At 68.6% G+C, this 23,928-nt stretch carries 17 protein-coding genes; 8 read left to right on the forward strand and 9 right to left on the reverse strand.

The window, feature by feature from the left end; all coding sequences use genetic code 11:
- Window positions 1-84: 84 nt before the first annotated feature.
- On the forward strand, window positions 85-732 hold the full coding sequence (locus G7043_RS15325; protein WP_207311156.1) for a TetR/AcrR family transcriptional regulator: 648 nt from the start codon (window positions 85-87) through the stop codon (window positions 730-732).
- A gap of 87 nt (window positions 733-819) precedes the next feature.
- Window positions 820-1,338, forward strand: a complete 519-nt coding sequence (locus G7043_RS15330; protein ID WP_166046269.1) for an RICIN domain-containing protein — start codon at window positions 820-822, stop codon at window positions 1,336-1,338.
- On the opposite strand, the gene G7043_RS15335 is transcribed toward G7043_RS15330, so the two are convergent.
- Genes G7043_RS15335 through G7043_RS15360 form a run of 6 tightly spaced genes read right to left on the reverse strand, consistent with a single transcriptional unit; the run spans window position 1,339 to window position 9,712 of the window.
- Complete coding sequence (locus G7043_RS15335) at window positions 1,339-2,175, reverse strand: LacI family DNA-binding transcriptional regulator (RefSeq protein ID WP_166046270.1); 837 nt, start codon at window positions 2,173-2,175, stop codon at window positions 1,339-1,341.
- Window positions 2,175-4,628 (reverse strand): glycoside hydrolase family 2 protein, encoded by a 2,454-nt coding sequence (locus tag G7043_RS15340; protein ID WP_166046271.1) that lies wholly within the window; start codon window positions 4,626-4,628, stop codon window positions 2,175-2,177. The genes G7043_RS15335 and G7043_RS15340 overlap by 1 nt, the downstream gene beginning before the upstream one ends.
- On the reverse strand, window positions 4,625-5,380 hold the full coding sequence (locus tag G7043_RS15345) for an ABC transporter ATP-binding protein (protein WP_166046272.1): 756 nt from the start codon (window positions 5,378-5,380) through the stop codon (window positions 4,625-4,627). Before G7043_RS15345 ends, G7043_RS15340 begins: the two co-directional genes overlap by 4 nt.
- A complete protein-coding gene (locus G7043_RS15350) occupies window positions 5,377-7,056 on the reverse strand; it encodes a dipeptide/oligopeptide/nickel ABC transporter permease/ATP-binding protein (protein ID WP_166046273.1) in 1,680 nt (559 codons plus the stop codon). The genes G7043_RS15345 and G7043_RS15350 overlap by 4 nt, the downstream gene beginning before the upstream one ends.
- Window positions 7,053-8,051 carry an ABC transporter permease gene (locus G7043_RS15355; protein WP_166046274.1) on the reverse strand — a complete coding sequence of 333 codons (999 nt, stop codon included), beginning with the start codon at window positions 8,049-8,051 and terminating at the stop codon, window positions 7,053-7,055. Before G7043_RS15355 ends, G7043_RS15350 begins: the two co-directional genes overlap by 4 nt.
- A 2-nt stretch (window positions 8,052-8,053) precedes the next feature.
- Window positions 8,054-9,712, reverse strand: a complete 1,659-nt coding sequence (locus G7043_RS15360) for an ABC transporter substrate-binding protein (RefSeq protein ID WP_166046275.1) — start codon at window positions 9,710-9,712, stop codon at window positions 8,054-8,056.
- Between the two features lie 136 nt (window positions 9,713-9,848).
- Here G7043_RS15360 and G7043_RS15365 point away from each other — a divergent pair, with 136 nt between their 5' ends.
- The gene (locus G7043_RS15365; protein ID WP_166046276.1) at window positions 9,849-11,072 is read left to right on the forward strand and encodes an ROK family protein; all 1,224 of its coding nucleotides are present in this window, start codon (window positions 9,849-9,851) and stop codon (window positions 11,070-11,072) included.
- A 144-nt stretch (window positions 11,073-11,216) separates the two neighbouring features.
- On the opposite strand, the gene G7043_RS15370 is transcribed toward G7043_RS15365, so the two are convergent.
- Window positions 11,217-12,362, reverse strand: coding sequence for a hypothetical protein (locus tag G7043_RS15370; protein WP_242642252.1), 1,146 nt, complete (start codon window positions 12,360-12,362; stop codon window positions 11,217-11,219).
- A 134-nt stretch (window positions 12,363-12,496) separates the two neighbouring features.
- Between G7043_RS15370 and yicI the strand changes: the two genes are divergently transcribed.
- Together yicI and G7043_RS15380 are read left to right on the forward strand one after the other, a co-directional pair.
- Window positions 12,497-14,725, forward strand: a complete 2,229-nt coding sequence (gene yicI, locus G7043_RS15375) for an alpha-xylosidase (protein WP_166046277.1) — start codon at window positions 12,497-12,499, stop codon at window positions 14,723-14,725.
- A complete protein-coding gene (locus G7043_RS15380) occupies window positions 14,722-17,499 on the forward strand; it encodes a beta-galactosidase (RefSeq protein WP_166046278.1) in 2,778 nt (925 codons plus the stop codon). The genes yicI and G7043_RS15380 overlap by 4 nt, the downstream gene beginning before the upstream one ends.
- On the opposite strand, the gene G7043_RS15385 is transcribed toward G7043_RS15380, so the two are convergent.
- Both G7043_RS15385 and G7043_RS15390 read right to left on the reverse strand, forming a co-directional pair.
- Window positions 17,487-18,326 (reverse strand): GDSL-type esterase/lipase family protein, encoded by an 840-nt coding sequence (locus G7043_RS15385; protein WP_207311157.1) that lies wholly within the window; start codon window positions 18,324-18,326, stop codon window positions 17,487-17,489. The two genes, G7043_RS15380 and G7043_RS15385, sit on opposite strands and share 13 nt — an antisense overlap.
- Before the next feature lie 39 nt (window positions 18,327-18,365).
- Window positions 18,366-20,027: a right-handed parallel beta-helix repeat-containing protein gene (locus G7043_RS15390; protein WP_166046279.1), complete on the reverse strand. Its 1,662-nt coding sequence runs from the start codon at window positions 20,025-20,027 to the stop codon at window positions 18,366-18,368.
- 191 nt (window positions 20,028-20,218) lie between these two features.
- Between G7043_RS15390 and G7043_RS15395 the strand changes: the two genes are divergently transcribed.
- The 3 genes from G7043_RS15395 to G7043_RS15405 are packed head-to-tail and all read left to right on the forward strand — an operon-like array spanning window position 20,219 to window position 23,834.
- Complete coding sequence (locus G7043_RS15395) at window positions 20,219-21,913, forward strand: cellulase family glycosylhydrolase (RefSeq protein WP_242642253.1); 1,695 nt, start codon at window positions 20,219-20,221, stop codon at window positions 21,911-21,913.
- A complete protein-coding gene (locus G7043_RS15400) occupies window positions 21,910-22,983 on the forward strand; it encodes an SGNH/GDSL hydrolase family protein (RefSeq protein ID WP_166046281.1) in 1,074 nt (357 codons plus the stop codon). Before G7043_RS15395 ends, G7043_RS15400 begins: the two co-directional genes overlap by 4 nt.
- The gene (locus tag G7043_RS15405) at window positions 22,980-23,834 is read left to right on the forward strand and encodes an expansin EXLX1 family cellulose-binding protein (protein WP_313887892.1); all 855 of its coding nucleotides are present in this window, start codon (window positions 22,980-22,982) and stop codon (window positions 23,832-23,834) included. The genes G7043_RS15400 and G7043_RS15405 overlap by 4 nt, the downstream gene beginning before the upstream one ends.
- Window positions 23,835-23,928 lie beyond the last annotated feature (94 nt).

Genomic DNA, 23,928 nt, shown 5'->3' on the forward strand with positions numbered 1-23,928 from the left:
AGATCTTGGCTACTGGATAGTAGGCTGGTGTGATGCCAGCCACAAGACCAGTGGGGAAATCCGCTGCGCAGATCCACTGGAGGCGTGTTGGCGGGCAGGATCACCCCAGCTGAGGGCCGCTACGGGGGCAAGGACGCGGCCGAGCGCCGGGGCGAGCGGCGCAGGCGTTTCCAGGAGGCGGGCCTGGAGCTGTTCGGCACCGGGCTGGGCTACCGGGGCACCCGCCTGGGCGATCTGTGCAAGGCCGCCGGGCTCTCCAGCCGGCAGTTCTACGAGGAGTACCGCACCCTGGAAGATCTGCTGGCCGACCTGCACCTGTACGTCAACGACGTGGCGGGCAAGGCCGTCGCCGCCGCGCTGCCCTCGTTCGGGCACCTGACCCTGACCGAGTCGCTGCCGATGTTGGTGCACGCCTACGTGCAGGGCGCCTGCGCCGACCTGCGGCACGCCCGCATCGCCTACGTCGAGGTCGTCGGCGTCAGCCCCCGGATGGACCGCCAGCGCCTCGAACGCCGCGCCATCTGGGTCGAGCTGATCAACCGGCTCGCGGCGGAGGCGGTCAACCGCGGCGAGATCCCTCCCGGCAACTACCGGATCACCGCGGCGGCCATCATCGGCACCATCAACGGTCTGATGCACGACTGGGTCGTCGGGTGGGTCGACGCGAGGCTGGACGAGGTCGCGGACGAACTGGTCCAGATGGTGCTCGGCAGGTACCAGATCGCCACCTGAGGCCGTCGGTGGACTGTCGACGGATTGTCGACGGGCTCTGCCAGCGTGAGCGCCGACCGAATCGTGTCCAACCGGAAGGTACTCACCATGAGAAAGCCGATCGCCAAGGCAGCGTTCGCTCTGACCGCCGCCGCCCTGGGCTTGCTCGGCACCGCCGCACCCGCATTGGCCGACAACCACTTCGACATGACGGTCCGGAGTTCGGCCAGCGGCATGTGCCTGACGCCGGAAGGCAACTCGACGGCGGACGGGGTGCCGATCGTCCAGCTGCCCTGCACCGACAACCCGTTCCAGCGCTGGGACTTCATCGACAGGGGCAACCGCATCTTCCAGCTCCGCAACGCGGTCACGCTGAAGTGCATGGACGCGTTCGGAGCGGCCACCAACGGGACGCCGGTCATCCAATGGCCCTGTGCGGGGACCAGCAACCAGCGGTTCCAGGCGAGCCGCAACCTGCCGGACACCGTCATCCTCAGGTCGCGGGTCGCCGGCACCAGCACCCACTGCCTCGACGTGCCGGGTGGGCAGTCCACTGCGGGCCTCGCCATGCAGATCTGGCAGTGCAACAACTCCGCGGCGCAGTCGTGGAGGGTTTTTCCCGTCTGATCAGCTGGGCGGTGCCGTGGTGCCGCGCGGCAGATAACGGGCGGTGGGAGACCAGCGCGGCGTGACCTGGACACCGTCGATGCGTTCGAGCACCGACTCCGCCACGGACACGCCGAACTGGTGCACGTCCACGCTCATCGTCGTGAGCGCGGGGGAGGCCAGGCGGCACAACGTCGAGTCGTCCCACGCCACGAGGCTCAGCTCGGCCGGGACCGCGATCCCGAGCGAAGCGGCCGCGGCGAGTCCGGCCACGGCCATCACGTCGTTGTCGTAGAGGATCGCGGTCGGCGGCTCCGGACCGTTCAGCAGCGAGGTGGTCAGCTTGGCACCCGCCTCCTCCGAGTAGTCGCCCTCGACGATCACCGGGTCGACGCCGGCCGCCGCGCAGCCCGAGAGCAGCGCGGCGGTGCGGGCACGGGTGTGCTGGAGCGCGGAAGGTCCGGTGACCCTGGCGATCCGGCGGTGGCCCAGGTCGAGCAGGTGGCCGAGCGCCTCGGTCATCGGTCCGGCGTGGTCGGTGCGGACCGCGGGCAGGTCCGGGGCGTCACCGACCACCACGGCGGGCAGGCCGAGTTCCTGGAGGACCGCCGGGCGTGGATCGTCCACGACGGGGTTGACCACGACGGTCGCGTCGATCAGGCCTCGGCTCGCCCAGCGGCGGTAGGCGGCGATCTCGGCCTCGTGGTCCGCCACCACGTGCAGCAGCACCGAGAGATCGCGCTCGGCGAGGCGTTCCTCGATGCCGGCGATGAACTCCATGAAGAACGGTTCGACACCCAGCAGCCGTGCGGGCCGGGCCAGCACGAGGCCGACCGCGCCGGTCGAGGGGTCGCGCATCAGGGCACCACGCCGAGGTCGTTGGCACAGCGCAGAACCAGCGGATCGGTGAAGGCCGCGGGATCGACCACGGCGTCCGTGCGGATGTGGAACACGCGCACCTCTCCGGCGAGCATCGGCACGAGCATGTCGTCCACCACGGCGTCGGGCGCGACCCGGTCCGCCAGGAGTGCCACGTCCTGCGCGAACGACTTGGCTCGCACCTCGACCTCGTAGCCGCCGGGCACGGCTTCCGCCTGGGCGACAAGGGGATCCGGGTGGTACGACAACTCGGCGTCCGGACGGAACGGCAGGATCGTGCGCGCGTCGGCGGTCGTCGCCACCATCACCTCCGCGTCGTCGTGCACCGGCTGCACCAGCGCTTCGTCCAGGGTGAGCACCAGAGTGGACCGGGGCGGAACCGTCCGCCGCAGTCTAGTCAGGTGCAGCGTCACCCCTCGGAACGTCTGCCGGTCGAGCGTGATGTGCGCGTCCCACGGTTCGTCGTGGTCGTTCACCGCGACGAGCACGAGCTTGTCGTCGCGGGGCTGGAAGGTCAGGATCCGGGGCGCGAACGCGTGCCGCAGCCCGTACCACAGCGGCTTGCGGCGTTCCTCGCTGTCGATCGCGGCCCACGACGTGACCGGCCAGCAGTCGTTGAGCTGCCAGACGACCGCGCCCGCCGTGCGCGGCCACCAGGAGCGGAAGTGCTCGACGCCGAAGCTCACCGCCCGCGCCTGGTTGAGCTGCGTCGCCCAGTGCCAGTCCGGGAACCGTTGCGGGACCGGCAGGTGCGCCGCCAGGCCGCGGTCGAGCTTGCCGTTGCCGTCCTCGGCCTTCTGGTGGGTCAGGAAGCCCGGTGAGGCCGGGCTCAGCGGCTCGTCGTGGATCCAGCGGGTGAGCGTGGCCCAGGCCGGCGGGCCCTGGAACCCGAACTCCGAGCAGAACCTCGGCACGTGGTCGCGGTAGTGCGTGTAGTCGATCTCGTTCCAGACCTGCCACTCGTGCCGGGTGCCGTGGTTCTCGTCGTTCGGGTGCAGGCCCTCCACCGGGCTGTACGGGCTGCCGGGGCAGTAGAACCGGGCCGGGTCGAGCTCGGCCACGATCCGCGGCAGCAGGTCGTCGTAGTAACCCAGTCCCCAGGTCCGGCCTTCGAGCTGCTCCGGCCAGCCCCAGTCGGCGAACCCCCACAGGTTCTCGTTGCCGCCGTTCCACAGCGCCAGCGAGGCGTGGGACATCAGGCGGACGACGTTCTCGCGGGCCTCGGCCTCCAACTCGCCGCGCACCGGTTCTTCTTCCGGGTACGCGGCGCACGCGAGCGGGAAGTCCTGCCACACCAGCACACCGCGTTCGTCGCACGCGTCGTAGAAGTCGTCGGACTCGTAGATCCCGCCACCCCACACGCGCAACAGGTTGATGTGCGCGTCCACGGCCTGGTCGACGCGCCGGGCCAGCCGTTCGCGGGTGATCCGAGTGAGGAAGTGGTCGTCGGGAATCCAGTTGGCGCCCTTGACGAAGACGGGCTTGGAGTTCACCACGACGGTGAACGGCGTGCCGATCTCGTCGGGTGTGGTGTCGACGGTGATCGTGCGGAACCCGATCCGCCGGGTCACCCCGTCCACCACAGCCGATCGACTGCGCAGCACGACGTCGAGGTCGTAGAGCGGTTGCCGGCCGTACCCGGTGGGCCACCACAACTCGACGTCGGGGACGTTCACGTGGGCGACCACCGTCGTCTGTCCGGCGGGGACGGTCACCGTGTGCTCGTGGGAGCCCACGGTGATCTCCAGGGTCAGGTTCTCGGCCGGTGACGTGGCCCACTCGACGTCGACGTGCAGCTCGACGTGCCCGGTCCCGTCGGGGAAGACGGTCACGACCGGGCGCACCTGAGCGAGCCGGGCCGTGTGCCAGCGCTCCAGCCGGACCGGCCGCCAGATGCCCGCGGTCTGCAGGTCCGGGCCCCAGTCCCAGCCGAAGCTGCACGCCATCTTGCGGATCATGTTGAACGGATGCGCGTTGACGTGCGCGCGCGGCCCGAGCCCCGCCTCGACCTTTTCGGCGTGCGTCAGGGCGGAGGAGAACTCCACCGCGAGGTCGTTGGCGCCGTCGACGAGGTGCTGCCGGACGTCGAAGCGGTAGCTCCGGTGCATGTTCGCGGTGTGGCCGAGCAGGTGGCCGTTGAGCTCGATCGCGGCCAGGGTGTCCAGGCCGTCGAACACGAGGTCGACCCGCTCGTCCGGCGCCACCGCCGTGGCGAGGAACGTGGTGCGGTAGCGCCAGTCCGCGCGGTGCATCCAGGTCAGCTCGGTCTCGGCCTGGTCGAGGAACGGGTCGGTGATCAGCCCGGACGCCAGCAGGTCGAGGTGGGTGCTGCCGGGCACGGTGGCGGGCACGGTCCTGCCGCGGACGTTGTCCGGCACCTCGTTCGTCGTCGCGGTCAGCTGCCAGCCGTCGTGCAGGTACTGACGGATCAAGACGGACCTCCCTCGCGGAAGCGGGCTTCGGGGTTGGGCGCGGCGGCGGCCAGCTGCCGGGTGTACGGGTCCTGGGGGCGCACGAGCACGTCGTCGCTCGGCCCGCGTTCGACGATCCTGCCCTGGTGCATCACCAGGACCTCGTCGGAGAAGTGCCGTGCGGTGGCCAGGTCGTGGGTGATGTAGAGGACGGCGAGGTCCTCCTCGCGCTGCAGGCGGGCGAGGAGTTTCAGGATTCCCAGCCGGATCGAGACGTCCAACATGGACACCGGCTCGTCAGCGATGATCACCCGCGCGCCCGGAGCGAGTGCGCGGGCGATCGCCACCCGTTGCCGTTGGCCGCCGGACAGCTCGTGCGGCCGCCGGCGCGCGAGGTCGGGACTGAGGCTCACCCGTTCCAGCAGCGAGGGCACCTCCGTCCGGCTGCGGCCGTGCAGTCGCAACGGCCGGGCGAGGTGGTGTTCGACGGTGTGGAACGGGTTGAGCGAGGCGAACGGGTCCTGGAAGATCATCTGCACGTGGTCGCGATAGCTCCGCCGAGGCAACGGAACGCCCTCCGGCCCGGTCAGCAGGATCTCCCCGGAGGTGGGGTGGACCAGGCGGGCGATCATCCTGGCGATCGTCGACTTGCCGGACCCGGACGCACCGACCAGCGCCACCGTGCGGCCGGCCGTGAGCGTGAACGACACGTCGTCCACCGCGAGCACGCCGTGGAACTTCTTGGTCAGGTTGCGCACTTCGAGTGTCGTCACCGCGTCAGTGCTCCTGGTTCGCCGGTCAGACTGGGGAAGGAGGCCAGCAGCTCACGGGTGTACGGGTGCTGGGGCCGCAGGTACAGGTCCTCGGCGTCGGCGTACTCGACGACCTCGCCGTCGCGCATCACCGCGATCCGGTCGCTCAGCTCCAGCAGCAACGGCAGGTCGTGCGTGATGAACACGACCGCGAACCCCAGCTCGTCGCGCAAGCGTTTGATCTCGTTCAGGATCTCGCGCTGCACCAGCACGTCGAGCGCCGTGGTGGGCTCGTCCATGATCATCACCTGCGGGTCGAGCAGCAGGGCCATCGCGATCATCACCCGTTGCCGCATGCCGCCGGACAGCTCGTGCGGGTAGGCGCCGAGCCTGGCCGGGTCGACGCCGACGAGCCGCAGCACCTCCGCACACCGCAGCTCACGGTCCGGAGTGGACATTCCGGGCCGATGGGTGCGCAGGACGTCCTGCAGCTGGGCGCGGATCGGGGTGACCGGGTTCAGCGAGTTCATGGCACCCTGGAACACCATGGAGAGCCGGACCCAGCGGAACTCCCTGAGCTCCTCCGGTCCCAGCGCCAGCACGTCGACGTCCTCGAACGTGACGGAGCCGGACGTCACCTCCGCCGGTGGCCGGTGCAGGCGGTTGATCGCGTAGGCGAGCGTGGTCTTGCCGCACCCGGACTCTCCGGCGAGGCCCAGGATCTCGCCCCGCCGCAACGTCAGCGACACGTCCTTGACGGCGTGCACCGGATTGTCACCCTGGTACACGACGTTCAGGTTCCGGACCGTGAGCACGGCGCCCGGTTCCGCGGGTGCGACTTCCGCGGTGGCGGCGACCACGTCACGCTTGCGCCGGGCCCGATCGCGCAGCTTCGGGTTGATGATCTCGTCGATGCTGAAGTTGATCAGCGCCAGTGCCCCGCCGAACAACGCGATGATCAGCCCGGGCGGCACGAACCACCACCACGCTTCGCGTTGCAGCGCGAAACCGTTCTGGGCGTAGTAGAGCATCGTGCCGAGGGTCGACGAGTTGGCCGCGCCGAGGCCGAGGAACGACAGCCCGGCCTCGCTGAGGATGGCCAGGACGACCGCGAACACGAACTGCGAGGCCAGCAGCGGCAGCAGGTTCGGCAGGATCTCCACGCAGATCACCCGCCAGGTCCTCTCCCCGGACACCCGTGCCGCGGCCACGTAGTCCCTGTTGCGCAACGACAGCGTTTGCGCCCGCAGCACCCGTGCGGCCGCGGCCCACCCGGTGATCGCCAGCACCAGCGAGATCGTCCACGTGCCGCGCTGGTCCGCCGGCACGAACCCGGCGACCACGATGACCAGCGGCAGGCCCGGGATCACCAGCATGACGTTGGAGAACAACGAGAAGGCCTCGTCGACGACCCCGCCCGCGTAGGCGCCGACGATGCCGAACACGCCGGACAGCACGGTGGCCATGACGCCGACCAGCACGCCGATCCACAGCGAGCCGCGGGTGGCGTGGGCGAGCTGCGCGAGGACGTCCTGGCCGGTCAGGGTGGTGCCGAGCAGGTGCTCACCGCCGGGCGGGGTGAGCCCGATGTCCCTGATGGTGGCGGGATCGCCGGTGAACAGCGGCCCGAACAGTCCGAACAGGACGATCAGCGCGGCCAGGCCGAGGCCGGTCACGAGTTTTCCGGACCAGGTCATGACACGGTGCTCCGATCCCTCGTGCGGGCGTCGATCAGCCCGTAGAGCAGGTCCACGACCAGGTTGGCGCCGAGCACCGCGATGGTGATCACCAGGAAGATCCCCTGCATCAGCGCGTAGTCGTTGTTCTGCACTGCTTGCAGCAACTTCGACCCGATGCCGGGATAGGAGAACACCTGCTCGGTGACGATCGAGCCGGACACCACGAACCCGAGCGAGATCGCGAACCCGGCGACCGACGGCAGCACCGCGTTGCGCGCCGCGTACCGGACCATGATCCGGCTGTCGGTGAGGCCCTTGGCCCGCGCGGTCAGCACGTAGTCCTCCGACATCGCCGACACCATCATGTTGCGCATGCCGAGCAGCCACCCGCCGATCGACGAGATGACGATCGTCAGTGCGGGCAACGTGCCGTGGTAGATCGCCGAGCCGATGAACTCAGGATCCCAGCCGGGGTCGAGGACCACGTCGTAGCCGCCGTTCAGCGGAAACCAGCCCAGTCCCGACGAGAGCGCCGCGACCAGGATCAGCGCCAGCCAGAAGTACGGCACCGCCGACAGCACCGTGGTCGCGGGCACCAGCGAGTCGAGCCAGGTGCCGCGCTTCCAGCCGACGACCGCGCCGAGCCCGACGCCGAGCAGGAACGAGATCAGCGTCGCGAGCCCGACCAGGACGACCGTCCACGGCAACGCGTCGCCGATCACGTCCGACACCTTCGCCGGGAACGCGCTGACCGACACCCCGAGCTCGCCGCGCAGCAGGTTGCCCAGGTACGCGAGGTACTCCGTGGCGAACGACTCCTTCCCGCCCGTGCCGAGCAGGGTCTCGTAGGCCGTGCGGGCGGCGGGATCCACGCTCCCGCCGCGTTGCTGGAGCTTGGCCATCAGGATGTCGACCGGGTTGCCCGGCAGCATCCGCGGGATGACGAAGTTCAGCGTCACCGCCGCCCACAGCGCCGTCAGGTAGAACGCGAGCTTGCGCAGGTAATAGCCCATCGTCAGTTACCGGCGGGCTTGAGCTTCAGGTACACCTGGGAGGCGTCGGGCCGCTTCCACACCGCGGGGAACGCGTAGAGGTCGTCCTTGCTGGGCCAGCCGGTGAAGGCCTTGTCGTTGTACTCGCTCGGGATCCCGCCGGTCAGCACCGGGATGTACGGCATGTACTTCTCCAGCTCGACCTGGATCGCGTCGTAGTGCGGCTGCCGCGCGGGGTTGCCGCGGTCGGTCTTCTTGAGCTCCACCAACGCGTTGTCCACGATCGGGTTGCTGAACCGGGCGAAGTTCGGGTTCGCGGGCTGGCCCACCGGTGCCGTCGTCGCGGTCGAGAAGAAGTAGCTGTAGGTGTAGTACGGGTCCGGCGCGGGGCCCTGTTCCACCGAGTCGATCAGCAGCTCGTACTGGCCGCGGCCACGGGCGTCGGCCCACTCGTTCCACGACAGCTGCTGCGGCGTGATCTTGATGCCGACCTTCAGCAGCTGCTGGCTCAGCGTTTCGAGCGTGGTGATGTAGTCCGTCCAACCGGCGACCACCTTCACCGTGAGCGCCAGCGGTTTGCCGTCCTTGGCGTAGATGCCGTCCGCGCCCTTGGCGTAGCCCGCGGAGGTGAGGATCTGGTCGGACTTGGCGGTGTTCGCGTCCATCGGCGCCATGCGGTCGGTGAGCTTGTTCGACAGCAGCGCCGAGTCCCGCGGCTGCAGCGTGAAACCGGGTGACATCTCGCTGTTGACGTTCTGGAACGCCAGCGAGTTGATCTGCGTCCGGTTCATGCCGTAGTAGATCGCCTTGCGCACGGCCGGATCGGTCTGCGCGCCCTGGCACCCGAGCTGCGCGTTGGAACAGCTGAACAGCGCGACCTGGTTGAGCGGCAACGTGATCGCCTTGTAGCCGGGGTAGTTCTTCTCGATGTCCTTGATGTCCGGGATCGGGCCGGTCTGCCAGTCGATCGACCCGGCCTTCAGCGCGTCGACACCGGCCTGGTTGCCGGACAGCGACAGGTACCTGACCTGTTTGAGCGCGGGCTCACCGCCCCAGTACTTCGGGTTGGACTTGAGGGTGAACGACTGCGCCTTGAAGTCGCCGAGCTGGAACGGGCCGGTGCCGACCGGGCTCTGGTTCACCTCGGTCGCCGGCGTGGCGTAGTTCTTCCAGATGTGCTCGGGCATGATCCAGAGCTGGCCCAGCACCTGCGGTCCGTCCATGTAGGACGGTTCGGGGAACTTGATGGTGACGTGGGTGTCGTCGACGGCGGTGGTGACGCCCTTGAAACCGGTCCTGTTGATGGCCGGGGTCTTGGCGACCATGTCGAGCGTGAACTTCACGTCCTCGGCGGTGAACTTCTCGCCGTCGGCCCAGGTCACGTTGTCGCGCAGGGTCACCGCGAGCTCGGTGCCGTCCGCGTTCCACTTGAACTCGGTGCCCAGGAGTGGTTTCGGCGGCTGGTCCTTGGCGATGTTGAAGAAGAACAGCGACTCGTAGATCGTGCCGATCCCCTCGATCTGGGTGGGGGAGTACGGGTTGAAGTTGAGCTGGAAGTCGCCGGCCTGCCCGGTGTAGACGACGAGCGTGTCCCGGCTGCCACCACCCCCGCTCGATCCCGAGCAGGCCGCGGTGCCCGCGAGGGCCACCGCCAGACCGAGTGCGCAGATCTTCTTGAGCATCGTTGGTCCTCCCCGTCACTGGGTGGTTCGCGGCGGAGATTCTTCTGATACTAAACAAAGAAAGTCAACGGCTCGGGATGCTTTACTGGGTGCGACTTGTCGATGAGGTCAATTCGTCGTTCGACGGAGGAGTGCAGTGAGCGGACCGGCGCGGGTGACCCACGCCAGCACCAGGGCAGCCGTGCTGGACCTGATCCGCGCGGCCGGCATGATCAGCCGCGTGGGGCTGGTCAACGCCACCGGCCTCACCGGCGGAACGATCTCCACCGTCGTCCGCGGCCTGCTCGACGAGGGGCTGGTCGCCGAGACCGGGCACGCCGAGTCCACCGGTGGCAAACGCCGGGTCATGTTGCAGCTCAACCACTTCGCGCGCTACGCCGTCGGCGTGCACCTCGACGACGCGCGGATCACGTACGTGCTGACGAACCTCGGCGGCGCGGTCGTCGCGCGCATCTCGCGGGCGGGCAGCGGCACCGACGAGCCAGGGGTCGTGGCCGCCCGGATGGCCCGCGAGGTCGGCGCGCTGATCGAGAGCGTCGGTGTCGAACGCGATCGAATCCTCGGCCTCGGCCTGGTGTCGGCCCGCCCGGCGGAGCACGACTCGTTCGCCCGGGAACTGGAGCTGGCGACGGGGCTGCCGGTAGTGCTGGACGACGACGCGACCGCCGCGGCGATCGGCGAGCACTGGTCCGGTGGCGTCGGGGCCACGTCGACGTTCGCCGCGATCTACATGGGCACCGGCCTCGGCGCCGGCGTCGTGCTCGGCGGCTTCACGCACCGGGGCCCGAGCGGCCACGCCGGCTCGATCGGCCACACGTGCCTCGACGTCGACGGACCGCGGTGCTGGTGCGGCGGTTCGGGGTGCCTGGAGGTGCTGGCCGGTCCCGCCGCGGTCGTCGCGCAGGCGCGAGCCGACCGGTCCCTGACCCGCGCGGCCGGTCTGGTGGGAGGCCGGACCCGCGCCGTGGCGCCGGTCGCGACGGACTTCGCGGCGATCAGCAGGGCGGCCCGGCAGGGCAACGGGCGCGCGCAGGCGTTGCTGGAGCGGTCCGCCCGCTACATCGCGGTGGCCGCGCGGTCGCTGGCCAACGTGCTGGACCTCGAGGTGCTGGTGCTGACCGGCCCGAGTTTCGCCATCGCGGGCTCGGTCTACCTGCCGGTGCTGCGCGCCGAGCTGGACACCGCGTTCATCGCCCGCGACGCGCATCCGGTCTCCGTGCGGTTGTCGGCCTCGGCCGCGTCGGCCCCGGCGATCGGGGCCGCGGCGATCGTCCTGCAGTCCGAGCTGGTGCCGCGCCGGCCAGGCCTCCGCCTCCCGGACGACCTGGCGGCTGACGAGCCCCCGGTCTTCGTCCGCTGACCGTGACGCCCCGCACCGAAGCAGCTCCCCCGTGTTGCCGACCGGCACGCGGGGACGCTTCGTGTCCTCATAGGAAACGAAAGGTCCCCGCGTGTCCAAAGATGGGGCTGGTGGGGTCCTTGTGGGTGAACGGGCACCAGGCGGTTACGGGCAGACGTTCGAGGTGCTGTTGTTCAGCTTGAGGTTGCGGAAGGTTGTGTTGGTGCCGCAAGGGCTTTCGCGCACCGACGAGTTGGTGATCGTCAGGTTCTGGACGGTGATGTCGCTGTTGTTCGGGAACTCCGAGCGCGCCGCCAGCCGGATCTCCCCGCCGCCGGTCACGGTGCCGCTCTGGGCCGCGAGGTTCACGTTGTAGCAGTTCTCGATCAGGACGGCGTTGTTGCCGGTGTTCGCCAGGTCGACCCGGTCGATGACGAGCCCGCCGCTCTCCGACACGCAGAACACGCCCCGGCCGCCGCCGCGGGCCCGGACGGTGCCGACCCGGATGTTGGTCGGGTAGGAGGAACCGACGCGCCCGTTGCGGTTGGCGGTCCGGAAGGCCGCGTAACCGGTGCCCGCGCCGGCGTTCTCGGCGTCCACCGTGCCGACCGTGGCGTTGATGGTGTCGTTGAGCAGCAAGCCGGACTCGCCGACGTTGCGGGCCGTCACCGTGCCGATGGTGAGGCCGTCCACACCGTACGTCTCGACGGCGTGGCTGCCCGCGCCGGAGACGAAGACGTTGTCGATCCTGATGTTGCGGCTGCGCACGCTCGTGTTGCCGCGGTTGTCGATGCGCACGCCGAGGCCGCCGGACAGTCTCATGTCGATCTGGCCGAGGATCAGGTTGTCGACGTTGCGCATGAAGATCCCGTACAGCGGGCGTCCGGTGAGGCCGAGGTAGCGGACCTCGACGTCGCGGGTGCCGCGGGAGTAGATCGGGGCCTGGTCGCCGGAACCGGTGCCGGTCACGTTGATCGTGCCGCAGACGTCGATGCCGGTGTAGCTGGGCAACGAGATCCGCGAGCCCGCGCTCATCGAACCGCTGCCGCGCACCAGAACCCACTGCTTCGAGGTGCGTCCCGCGCTGAGGCTGTTCACCGCCGCCTGGACGGCGGACCTCATGTCGCTTCCGGTGTAGACGGTCCGGCCGCCGTTGCGGGCGGTCCACGTGCTGCCGCTCAGCACGGCCTCGGCGTTGAACGCCCGATCACCGCAGGCCAGGATCCCCGGCTGCGCGTGCGCCGCCGGAACACCACCGAGCAGCGCCGAGACGGCCGCGATCGCGCACACTCGCCACCTGGTCGAGAACATGGGGAAATCTCCTTCCGCCAAAGGAATGCAGGGAATCGGCGGGGCTTCCTCACCAGGCACGTTATCGCTAACGTTCATCTCGGAAAAGGGAATCGAAGCGATTCGATTCGAATTCGAACGGCGAAAGCGGTCGAATGAAATTCAGCAACGGGTACTGGCTGCTGCGCGACGGCGTCAAGGCGGCGCATCCGGTCGAGGTCTACGACATCACCCACACGGCGGGGGAGTTGGTGGTGCACGCACCGACCCGCCCGATCCGCCACCGCGGCGACCTGTTGCAGGGCCCGGTCGCGACGGTCCGCTTCTCCTCGCCCATGCCGGACGTGATCGGGGTGAGCCTGACGCACTTCCAGGGCGAACGGCGCAGGCAACCCGAGTTCCCGCTGGCCACCGGGGAGCCGTACGTGCACCTCACCGACGAGAGCCTGACCTCCGGCGAGCTGGAGGTCAGGGTCGGGCGCGACTGGAAGGTCGAGTTCGTCGCCGGCGACCGGGTGCTCACCGCCAGCGAGGGCAAGGGCATGGGCTTCCTGACGCTGGACGGCAAGCACTACGTCCGCGACCAGTTGTGCCTCGGCGTCGGCGAGGTCGTGTACGGGCTCGGCGAGCGTTTCGGGCCGTTGGTGCGCAACGGCCAGGTGGTGGACATCTGGAACGCGGACGGCGGCACGAGCAGCGAACAGGCGTACAAGAACGTGCCGTTCTACCTGACCAACGCGGGTTACGGCGTGTTCGTCAACCATCCGGGCCACGTGTCGTTCGAGGTCGCCTCGGAAAAGGTGTCCTGCGTGCAGTTCAGCGTCGAGGGGCAGTCGCTGGAGTACTTCGTGATCTACGGCCCGAGCCCCAAGGAGATCCTGCGCAAGTACACGTTGCTGACCGGCAAGCCGACGATGCCGCCGATGTGGTCGTTCGGCCTGTGGTTGTCGACGTCCTTCACCACGTCGTACGACGAGCAGACGGTGTCGGGCTTCATCGACGGCATGATCGAGCGCGACCTGCCGATGAGCGTGTTCCACTTCGACTGCTTCTGGATGCGCGAGTACAACTGGTGCGACTTCGAGTGGGACCCGCGCACGTTCCCCGACCCGGTCGGCATGCTGGAACGGCTGAAGTCACGGGACCTGAAGATCTCCGTCTGGATCAACCCCTACGTCGGGCAACGATCACCGCTGTTCACCGAAGGGGTCGAGGGCGGCTACCTGCTCAAGCGACCCAACGGTGACGTGTGGCAGTGGGACCTCTGGCAACCGGGCATGGCCCTGGTGGACTTCACCAACCCGGCCGCCCGCGAGTGGTACGCGTCCAAACTGGACGCTCTGCTCGACCAGGGCGTGGACTGCTTCAAGACCGACTTCGGCGAACGCATCCCCACCGACGTCGAGTACTTCGACGGCTCCGACCCCGAGCGGATGCACAACTACTACGCCTACCTCTACAACAAGACCGTCTTCGAGGTGCTGCGCAAACGGCGTGGTGACGGCGAGGCCGTGGTGTTCGCCCGGGCCGCCACCGCGGGGTCGCAGCAGTTCCCGGTGCACTGGGGCGGCGACTGCGAGTCGACCTACGAGGCCATGGCGGAGAGCCTGCGCGGCGGGCTTTCCCTGGGGCTGTCCGGGTTCGGCTACTGGAGTCACGACATCGGCGGGTTCGAGGGCACGCCGAGTCCGGCGTTGTTCAAGCGGTGGATCGCGTTCGGCCTGCTCTCGTCGCACAGCCGCCTGCACGGCAGCTCGTCGTACCGGGTGCCGTGGCTGTTCGACGAGGAGGCCGTCGACGTGCTGCGGGTGTTCGCCAAGCTCAAGGCCCGGCTGATGCCGTACCTGCACCACGCCGCGCTGCAGGCCGCCACCGAGGGCACGCCGATGATGCGGGCGATGGCGCTGGAGTTCCCGGACGATCCGGCGTGCACCCACCTCGAACGGCAGTACATGCTCGGCGACAGCCTGCTGGTGGCACCGGTCTTCTCCGACGGCGGCGAGGTGTCGTTCTACGTGCCGGAGGGCACCTGGACCGACTTCTTCACCGGTGCCGAGGTGCCCGGCGGCCGGTGGACAACGATGTCCTGCGACTTCCTGACCGTGCCGCTGCTGGTGCGGCCGAACACCGTGCTCCCGCTCGGTGCCGTGGACGACCGCCCGGACTACGACTACGCCGACGGCGTCACGTTGCAGCTCCACCAGCTCGCCGACGGCGCCACGATCACCACCGAGGTCGCCGGCACCACGTTCCACACGCGCCGGAACGGCACGCAGATCGACATCCAGGTCGAGTCGCCGCCGTCCGCGTGGCAGGTGCGGTTCCCGGCCGGTGACCCGATCGCGGGCTCCGGCAACGCTCTCACCGTCGAGGACGTCGGATGAGAACGCTGAGAACCCTGCTGGCCTTGCTGATGGTGCTGGGCGTGGCCGCCACACCGGCCGCCGCCTCCGAACGCCACGACGTGGCCTACGACAGGTACTCGCTGACCGTGGACGGTCAGCGAGTGCTGTTGTGGTCCGGAGAGTTCCACTACTTCCGGTTGCCCAGCCCCGAGCTCTGGCGCGACGTGCTGCAGAAGATCAAGGCAGCGGGCTTCAACGGCGTCTCGCTGTACTTCCACTGGGGTTACCACTCGCCGGCACCCGGTGTGTACGACTTCTCCGGCGTGCGCGACGTCGACCGGTTGCTGCGGATGACCGAGGAGACCGGGCTCTACGTCGTCGCGCGGCCGGGGCCGTACATCAACGCCGAGACGACCGGCGGTGGCCTGCCCGCGTGGCTGAAAACGACGGAGGGCAGGGCCCGTTCCAGCGATCCCACCTACACCGCCGCCTATCGCGAGTGGCTCAGCCGGATCAACCCGATCCTGGCGCGGCACCAGGTCACCCGAGGCGGCTCGGTGATCGCCTACAACGTGGAGAACGAGTACGCGGTCAACGTCGACCCGCTGTACATGGAACAGCTGCAGCAGAAGGCGCGAGCGGACGGGATCGATGTGCCGATCACGCACAACGCCTGCTGCAACGCGGATCTCGCGAACTGGTCGTCCGGCCAGGGCGCGGTGCAGATCCCCGGCGTGGACGACTACCCGAACGGGTTCGACTGTCAGAACCCGGACACCTGGGGAGCGTGGGGTGAGGGCGTCACGCGGCGGCTGCGCGACGACGCCCCGGTCTACGCGGCCGAGTACCAGGCGGGGGCGATCGACGGGGCCAACGCCGGGTACGAGGGGTGCCGCGAGCTCACCGGCCCGGACTTCATGAAGGTGTACTACAAGTCCAACGTCATCGGCAGCGGTGCCACGATGTTCGGCTACTACATGACCTTCGGCGGCACGAACTGGGGCTGGCTGCCGCAACCCAACGACGTCTACACCTCCTACGACTACGGCTCGGCGATCACCGAGTCCCGCGGCCTGACCGCGAAGTACGACGAGTTCAAGCGCCAGGGCCTGTTCATGACCACGGTCGCGCCGCTCGCCAAGACCGATCCCGGCCCGGCACCCGTGTCCGCGGACCCCGCGGTGTTCGCGCAGGCACGGGTGAACCCGGACACCGGGACGCAGTTCGTGCTCGTCCGGCACGCCGACCGCAAGACCTCGGCGGACGTCTCGACGACGTTGGCCTGGTCCACTCCGGACGGTGCGCACCAGGTTCCGGTGCGGGTCGGCGGCAGGGACGCCAAGATCCTCGTGGCGGGGTACGACCTGGGCGGGCAACGCCTGGTGTGGTCGAACTCGGAGATCCTGACCCACGTCACCGTGCAGGGCCGCGACGTCGCCGTGCTGTACGGGCGTGAAGGCGAACAGGGCTCGACGGTCCTGAGGTACTCCTCGAAGCCCCGCGTGCGGGTTCTCGACGGCGCGGTGCGGAGTTCGTTCGACGGCAAGGACCTCAAGCTCGACTACACCCACTCCGGCCTGGCCAGGGTGCTCGTGTCCGGTGGCGGCCGCCCGCCGGTGCTGTTGCTGCTCGGCACGGACCAGACCGCCGCCGAGTTCTGGCGGCTGGACACGGCGAAGGGACCGGTGCTGGTCCGCGGCACGTCGCTGGCCCGGTCCGCGGCGATCTCCGGTGGCCGGCTGGAACTCGAGGCGGACATGGACGAGGCGGGCGAGGTGGAGACGTTCGCACCGGTCAGCAGGCTCGTGGTGGGTGGTCGGCTCGTCCCGGCCAGGCGGACCGCGAGCGGCTCGCTCGTCGGGAAGCTTGCCGGGCCACGTCCGGTGACCCTGCCGGTGTTGTCGCAGTGGCAGTACCGGGCCGAGTCACCCGCGTCCGGCTCCGGCTGGACAGTCGCGGACAAGACCACGACCGCGAGCCCGATCAAGCCGAAGACGCTGCCGGTGCTGTACTCGGACGAGTACGGGTTCCACCACGGGAACGTCTGGTACCGCGGCACGTTCACCGCCGGTGCCGAGAAGACAGTGTCGGTCAACGCGATCACCGGCAGGCGGGGCAACTACCTGGTGTGGCTCAACGGTCGGTACCTAGGCTCGGCCGCGGGTGGCACCGAGGCTGACGCCGAGCCGGTCAACCCCGATCCGGGCCGCGGCGACTTCGCGATTCCGGACGGTCTGCTGAAGCCGGGCAGCACGGCCACGTTGTCGGTGCTCGTGACGAACATGGGCCACAACGACAACTGGACCGCCGACGACGTGAGGTTCAAGCAGCCACGCGGTTTGTACGGCGTGACGGTCGGCGACGCGCGGATCTCCTGGCAGATCCGGGGTTCGCGGTACGACGACGTCGAACGCGGCTCGCTGAACACTGGCGGCTTGTACGGCGAGCTGGCCGGCTGGCACCTGCCGGGCAGTGGTGGGCGGTGGTCGCAACCGCCGGCCTCGATGCCGGCCGGGGTCTCCTGGTACCGCACCACGTTCGGGCTCGACCTGCCGGAGGACCAGGACGTGCCGGTGGCGGTGCGGTTCGGTGAACAGCCCGACCGGAAGTACCGGGCGTTCGTGTTCGTCAACGGCTGGAACGTGGGTCACTACATGACCGGAGCACCCCAGCGGGACTTCGTGGTTCCCACCGGGGTGCTGCGCAGGTCGAACACGATCGTGCTGGCGGTGGTCGCGACCGAACCCGGTGAGCTGGCGCCGGTCAGCCTGGTGGCATTGGGCAACCACCGCACGTCAGCTCACTTGAGGTAACCGGAGAGGGGGATTCGCTGGTCGCGCAGGGCTTTCGCGACGACCCCGGCGATCTGCCTGGCACCGGCCGCCTCGAAGTGGGTGTGGTCGTTGCAGAAGAAGGCGCCGACCGGGCCCTTGGTGTAGTCACCGTCGTTGGGGCACAGCTTGAGCGTGTTGTAGAGCGTGTAGCTCAGCTTGTGCAGGTCGATGACGGTGACACCACTGGCTCGGGCCGCGTCGGTCGTCTCGGTGAGGAAGCCTCGGGTGCCGACGGCGGAGTTGCCGCTGCACCTGATCGCCGAGACGGGGGTCAGGAAGATCGGGGTGACGCCGCGGTCCTTGGCGGCCTTGGCCATCAGGGAGAGGAGTTCCTTGTACCGGGCGGAACCCACGTGCCGGGGGCAGTTGCGGTCACCGTCGTTGATCCCGAACTGGATCATCAGGTAGTCGCCGGCCTTCATCCCGCTGGTGGGGTTGAGCATGTTCAGCCATCGTTGGTGGAACGTCTTGGGAGTCACGACGCATTCACCCGCCGAGTCCTTCGTGCTCTTCACGTTGGACTCGTACAACCAGGTCTGGATGCTTCGGCCTCCGACCGCGCTGTTCACCACGGTGACGTCGTTGTTGAACAACGCGTCGAACTGGCTGCCCCAGCCCACCGGGCAAGTGGACTGCGGGTTGGCCATCGTCGAGTCGCCGGCGAGCCAGACCTTCACCGGCGCGGCGGCGCCCGCGACGGTCTTCGCGGCAGGGACGCAGTCGGCTCGCTCCGCCGACGCCGGAGCGGCACCGGCGACGAACGGCAGGACGGCGAGCGCGACCACGGTCAGAATTCGTTTCCGCACAACAGTCTCCAGACGGCAGGGTGTGTCTGATGTGGACTACTACGACTCGAACGCTCCGATGTCGGGTTTGCCTTGATACAGAGGAGTTCCGGCGAAGTCACGGCTGCCGGGGTTGCTGATCTGCGTTCCGGTGTTGATCGCGGGTGAGCCGGAGCGCACCTTCAGCGCGTACGCGAGGTCGAGCCGTGGTCCGGACTGCGGGGTGCCGGTGCCCTGGCCGAGAGACGCGACGAACAGGGGATCGCCCCTGACCGCACTGGTGTCGTCGCCCGGGACCGGCAGGGTGGCGCCACCGTAGAGGTTGTTGCGGTAGCGCACGGTCGGGCTGGTGGTGATCGCCGCGTTCGCCACGGTGGAGTAGACGACGTTGTTGGTGATGTCGTAGGTCGACTGCAGGCTCGAGCCGTAGCCGTAGATCGCGTAGTTGCTGCGGGTGTTGTAGATGGTGTTGTTGTAGACCGAGGCGCGTGCTGCTTTGTCCGAGTGCAGGTAGATCTGGTAGCGGGTGTTGCGGGCGATCACGTTGTAGCGCACCACGACGTCGCCGAAGACGAACTGGCACAACAGGATGCCGTCGCCGTTGTCGTGGGTGTAGTTGTACTGGACGACCTGCTTGGTCGTGCCCTTGTCCGGGTCGATGCCGTTGGAGTCCGCGCCGCCCGCGCGCTGCTTGGTCTCGGACACCTCGTTGAACTGGATCGTCACGTCGTCGGCGAAGTAGGTCTCGATGCCGGACGTGCCGGTGCGGTTCACGACGTTGCGCTCGATGACCGCGTGTCGCACGTTGGTGATGTACATGCCGTTGCAGCCGTACTCGGTGTTCGGGTGGCTGATGTGGTTGCCGCGGATGAAGACGTTGGTGTGCGGGGCGAACTTCGGGTCGTCGGCCTTGGTCCGGGTGCCCCAGCCGGTCGCGACCGCGCCGGGCAGGTCGCCGGTGTACTGCTTCACGACGATGCCGGCGAACGAGGTGTTGGCGATGACGGAGTTCTGGACCGTGATGCCGTGCAACGTCGTCGGGGTGGACGGAGGTGCCGCCGGGTTGGGGACGCCGGTGTCGAAGACGATGCCACCGGTCTTCTTGGAGCGGTCCCAGCCCATCTTGAAGTTGATGCCGGGCTTGTTGCCCGCGGTGTCACCGCTGATCCAGTTGACCTCTCCGGTCACGTCGTGCACGTGCACACCGTCGACGACGAAACCCTCCAGCCGCCCGCCGCGGTCGCCGGTGACGTGGATGCCGCGCAGGTCCTTCAGGTTCTGGCCGGGAGTGCCGGTGGCCGGGGCCTGGTTGGTCACCTCCAGGCCGCGGATCGTCCAGAACTGCTGGTTGGACAGCCGGACCGCGTCGGCCACCTGCCCGGCACCGTCGACGCGCGGGGCGGCGCCGGTGCCGTAGCGGTCGATCGTGATGGGAGTGGCGGCGGTGCCGGACCCCTTGGGCCACAGCTGGCCGGTCCAGCGGCCACCCGCGCGCAGCAGGATCCGGTCGCCCGGCTGGAAGGTCGTGCTGTTCACGCGGGCGAGGGTGCGCCACGCGCGGGTGCTGTCGAGCCCGGACGCCGAGTCGTTGCCGGCCGCCGCGTCGACGTAGTAGGCGGTGCCCGCTTGGGCCACCGGTTCGGCGTGGGCTGTCTGCGGCGCGATCGCGGTGAGTGCGGCCACGATCGCGGCACAGCTCTTGAAACGTTTGAATCGCCGCATGTGGCGAGGCTAGGGCTCGTTCGTCGATACGGGCAATTGGTCGAATCGACGTCGATGTCGTGATGTCAAAGGCGTTGGACGTTTGGATTGTTGCGGCGTTGTTCGACGATTCGGCGGTTCAATTCGTCGAAGCGCATCGATTTCCGGCAGGGTGTCTTGACGGGTGTGAGACGCCGTGCCAGTTTTCGTTCATGTCGCGATCATTCGTTGGTGGGCGGTCGATCCGCTGGCTCATCGGTTCGGTGGTTTTCGCGGTGATCGCAGCCGGCGTCACGCCGGCGTCCGCGGAGATACGAGCCCGTAGTGCGATGGCCCAGGTCGCGGCGATGCAGCCGGGCTGGAACCTCGGCAACACGCTCGACTCCACCGGCAGCGACGAGACGTCGTGGGGCAACCCGCGCATCACGGAAGCCTTGCTGGACAACGTGAAGGCGCAGGGCTTCAAGAGCATCCGGCTGCCCGTCACGTGGAGCGCGCACCTGGCGGCGAACGGCACGATCGAGACCGCCTACCTCGACCGCGTCAAGGAGGTCGTGCGCTGGGCGTTGGCGCGCAACCTCTACGTGATGGTCAACATCCACCACGACTCGTGGCAGTGGATCAATGCGATGCCCGCCAACCGAACCGGGGTGTTGAACCGCTTCAACACCGTCTGGACGCAGCTGGCCGCCGCGTTCCGCGATTTCGGGTCGAAGCTGTCGCTGGAAAGCGTGAACGAGCCGCAGTTCGCCGGCAGTTCCGGGCAGGCGCAGGAAATCGAGCTGCTGAACGAGCTCAACGCGTCGTTCCGGGACATCGTGCGCCGGTCGGGCGGCAACAACACGAGCCGCCTGCTGGTGCTGCCCACCCTGCACACGTCGGCCGACCAGCCGCTGGTCGACGCGCTGGCGAACCAGATGCGCAGCTTCAACGACCCCAACCTGGCCGCGACCGTGCACTACTACGGCTACTGGCCGTTCAGCGTGAACATCGCGGGTGGCACGCGGTTCGACGCCACCGCGCAGAACGACCTCACCGGCTACTTCGACCGGGTGTACAACGCCTTCGTCGCGAAGGGCGTTCCGGTGATCCTCGGCGAGTACGGCCTGCTCGGCTTCGACCGCCACACCGGGACCATCGAGCAGGGCGAGAAGCTCAAGTTCTTCGAGTACCTCGGCCACTACGCGCGGACCAAGAAGATCACCACGATGCTGTGGGACAACGGCCAGCACTTCGGCCGCACCTCCTTCCAGTGGAAGGATCCCGAGCTCTACGCGCAGATCAGGTCCAGCTGGAGGACCCGTTCCGGCACCGCGTTCACCGACCAGGTGTTCACCGAGCGGTCGAGCGCGATCACCGCCAAGACGATCGCCCTGAACCTCAACGGGACCTCGTTCTCGGGACTGTGGCAGGGCAACACCGCGCTGGCCCGCGGGCGGGACTACACCGTCTCGGGTGACCAGCTCACGATCACCGCGCAGGCGTTGACGAGGCTGAGCGGATCGCGGCAGTACGGCACGAACGCGGTGCTGACGGCCCGCTTCTCGCGAGGCGTGCCCTGGAAGCTCAACGTGATCACCTACGACCGTCCGGTGCTCTCCAACGCAAGCGGCACAACGGCTTCGTTCGCCGTCCCGACGAACTTCCGCGGCGATCTGCTCGCCACGATGGAGGCCAAGTACGCCGACGGCACGAACGCCGGGCCGAACGACTGGACCTCCTTCAAGGAGTACGACAGCACGTTCGCGCCCGACTACTCGGCCGGGACCACCGTCCTGAGGCCGGACTTCCTCAACACCCTCAGGGACAACACGAAGGTGACGCTCACGTTCCACTACTGGAGCGGCACCAAGGTGACCTACTACGTCACCAAGTCGGGCAGCAACGTGACGGGAGCACTCGCATGATCCGCACGACGGCCGTCGTCCTCGTCGCCGCGCTGTTCGGCGCACCCGCGGTCCAAGCCGCGCCCGGTGTCCTCGACCAGGCGCACACGGCGGGCCGGGTCACGAAGTCCGCCCAGTACACCTGGCCCGGCGTCTACTTCGAGGGCCGGTTCCGCGGCACCAGTGTCGGCATCTCGCTCAACGATTCGACGAACTACTACGACGTGCAGATCGACGGTCGAACCGTTTCGACGCTGACCAAACCGGGCCGCACCACCTACTGGGTGCGCAACCTGAGCAACGCCGAGCACCGCGTCCGGCTGGCCAAGCGGTCCGAAAGCCCCTGGTCCGTCGGCGAGTTCGGCGGGTTCGTCGCGGGGGCCGGCGGTGCCCTGCTGAGCAAGCCGGCCGCCCGCACCCGGCAGATCGAGTTCATCGGCGACTCGCTCACCGCGGGCTACGGCAACATGTCCACCACCCGCGACTGCTCGGCGAACGGCGGAGTGGACCGCAACACCAACGCCGACCTCAGCTTCGGCGCGCTCACCTCCCGCACGCTGAACGCCGACTACCAGGTCAACGCCATCTCCGGCCGTGGCATGGTGCGCAACTACGGTGGTGGCGAGCCGGGCACCAGCTACCGCACCTTCTACGACCGGGCGTTGCTCAACGTCGAAGGCGACGTGTGGCAGCGGCCCAGCAGCTGGCGGCCGCAGCTGGTCGTCGTCGGCCTGGGCACCAACGACTTCTCCACCGCGCTCAAGCCCGGTGAGCAGTGGCCCACCCCGGAAAGTCTCGTGGCCGCGTACAAGTCCGCGTACCACGGGTTCCTCGACAAGCTGCGCACCCGTTACGGTTCCGGCACGACGATCGTGGTGAGCGTCCCGGAGGCCTCCGGTGCGTTCGCCGAGGCCGTCCGGCAGGTCGCGCAGGAGCGGAACAACCGGGGTGACAGCCGCATCCGCTACTGGAACTACGCTGACCCCGCACTGGACCGGCTCGGCTGCGACTGGCACTTCTCGCAGCGCGACCACCAGTTGATCTCCGTACGGCTGCACGAGTACATCAAGGGATTGAGGCTGATCTGGTGAGACGGCGTGGACTCGCGGTACTGGTCGTGGCCGCGTCGGCACTGGCCATCGCCGGTGTCGCGCTCCGGGGCAACGCGGACGTGACCGGCCGAGCCGTCGCCGCCGCGATCGCCACGACCACGACCACGAGTACGACGACGACCACGGCCACACCGCCACCGTCGTCGACGCCGCAGTCCACGCCGTCCGCACCACCGACGTCTGCTGAGCAGCCGGTCGCGGCGGCGGCCGGCGCGCCGCTGGCCGGGAAGATCAAGCCCGGCGTCACCCGGAACGCTCCCGCGACGTTCTACACCTCCGACGGCGGCGGTGCGTGCTCGTACGATCCGGGCCCTGACCCGTTGACGGTCGCGATGAACTGGTCGGACTACGAGGACTCGAAGGCCTGCGGTGCGTACGTCCTGGTGCGCGCCAACGGGAAGAGCATCACCGTGCGGGTCACCAACCTCTGCCCGGCGCCGTGCCGGGTCGGGCAGCTGGACCTGAGCCGGGAGGCGTTCGCCCGGCTCGCCGACCCGCAACAGGGGGAGATCCCCGTGACGTGGACGCTGGTCAGCCCGCCGCTGCAGAAGAAGATCTCCGTTCGCTACAAGACCGGGTCCAGCCAGTACTGGTGCGGCATCCAGGTGATCGACCACCGCAACCCGGTGGCCCGGCTGGAAGTGCAGGCCGGTGGGCAGTGGAAAGAACTGCGGCGCATGGAATACAACTACTTCCTCTCCGAGAACGGTGCTGGTTGCGGCGGTGCTCTCGCCGTCACCGACATCTACGGCGAGCGCCTCGTGGTGAACGCCCTGCAGGTCTTGCCCGACGTGGCTCAGCCGACGAGCCTGCAGTTCGCCGCGCGCTGATCAGCCAGTCGAAGCCGTTCGACGAGGCCTTTCGGGGTAGCCGACCTGGGCAATAGAGTGTGCCGCCAGCGTCTGGGAGCGCTCCCAGAAAGAG

The sequence above is a fragment of the Lentzea alba genome, from assembly GCF_011067745.1.
GTDB lineage: Bacteria > Actinomycetota > Actinomycetes > Mycobacteriales > Pseudonocardiaceae > Lentzea > Lentzea alba.

What these genes read in the sequence shown, in the direction of transcription:
- G7043_RS15330 (WP_166046269.1), top strand. Translation starts at nt 820, where the DNA reads ATGAGAAAGCCGATCGCCAAGGCAGCGTTCGCTCTGACCGCCGCCGCC.
- G7043_RS15335 (WP_166046270.1), bottom strand. Translation starts at nt 2,175, where the DNA reads ATGCGCGACCCCTCGACCGGCGCGGTCGGCCTCGTGCTGGCCCGGCCC.
- G7043_RS15350 (WP_166046273.1), bottom strand. Translation starts at nt 7,056, where the DNA reads ATGACCTGGTCCGGAAAACTCGTGACCGGCCTCGGCCTGGCCGCGCTG.
- G7043_RS15355 (WP_166046274.1), bottom strand. Translation starts at nt 8,051, where the DNA reads ATGGGCTATTACCTGCGCAAGCTCGCGTTCTACCTGACGGCGCTGTGG.
- G7043_RS15360 (WP_166046275.1), bottom strand. Translation starts at nt 9,712, where the DNA reads ATGCTCAAGAAGATCTGCGCACTCGGTCTGGCGGTGGCCCTCGCGGGC.
- G7043_RS15370 (WP_242642252.1), bottom strand. Translation starts at nt 12,362, where the DNA reads ATGTTCTCGACCAGGTGGCGAGTGTGCGCGATCGCGGCCGTCTCGGCG.
- yicI (WP_166046277.1), top strand. Translation starts at nt 12,497, where the DNA reads ATGAAATTCAGCAACGGGTACTGGCTGCTGCGCGACGGCGTCAAGGCG.
- G7043_RS15380 (WP_166046278.1), top strand. Translation starts at nt 14,722, where the DNA reads ATGAGAACGCTGAGAACCCTGCTGGCCTTGCTGATGGTGCTGGGCGTG.
- G7043_RS15390 (WP_166046279.1), bottom strand. Translation starts at nt 20,027, where the DNA reads ATGCGGCGATTCAAACGTTTCAAGAGCTGTGCCGCGATCGTGGCCGCA.
- G7043_RS15395 (WP_242642253.1), top strand. Translation starts at nt 20,219, where the DNA reads ATGTCGCGATCATTCGTTGGTGGGCGGTCGATCCGCTGGCTCATCGGT.
- G7043_RS15400 (WP_166046281.1), top strand. Translation starts at nt 21,910, where the DNA reads ATGATCCGCACGACGGCCGTCGTCCTCGTCGCCGCGCTGTTCGGCGCA.